Raw genomic sequence first — 683 nt, forward strand, 5'->3', positions numbered from 1 at the left:
GTAAGATTTTCTATCTCGTACAACATCGACCAGCTTGTGTGTAGTGCTATCACAAATAATGAAACTCATATTACTATCGGAAGATTTAACGGATTTAAATTCATCAAAACACAGATGCTCAGGTAAATCGTGTAATGGTTTAATGGTCAATAATCGTGCTGTATCATCTATAATACGTCTTACAGTATGAACTGAAACATTTGTTTCTTTTGCGATATATGTTTCAGATACTGTTTCACTTATTTTTGATTTGATTTCGTTTTTTAATCGTTTAGAGATATGACAGTGTTTTTCTACGATTCGACTAGTGTCTGCGGTAAATGAAGAGCCACATTCTCTACAGAGAAATCTCTGCTTGCGTAGATTTAAGTAGGCCGGAAGGCCTGAAACAGAACAGAGAGTGATACGAGAAGTTTTCGTGCCATTTTTGACGATATTATTATTTTGGCTAACACATCCACAGACAGTACAAAATTCTGGTTTATGCGTATATGTAGCTGAATAAAATAAAGATTTTCTCTTTTTAAATATCTTCTCTTGAACTTTATTATCCCAAATAATGTTTTTATCTTTGATTTGTAGCGTAGCTTCTAGTATATTGTTCATATGGTCATCATCCTTTTGTATTAGGTTTAGCGATTTTAATATAACGGATGTTGGCCTTTTTGTATACACTAAAATAG

1 protein-coding gene is annotated in these 683 nt (G+C 32.8%); it reads right to left on the reverse strand.

What is annotated here, in order from left to right:
• A partial coding sequence (locus HMPREF2917_RS10685; protein ID WP_141751560.1) for a transposase family protein occupies nucleotides 1–606 on the reverse strand: 606 nt, incomplete at its 3' end.
• Nucleotides 607–683: the final 77 nt, after the last annotated feature.

This window comes from Streptococcus sp. HMSC061E03 (assembly GCF_001813505.1).
Lineage (GTDB): Bacteria > Bacillota > Bacilli > Lactobacillales > Streptococcaceae > Streptococcus.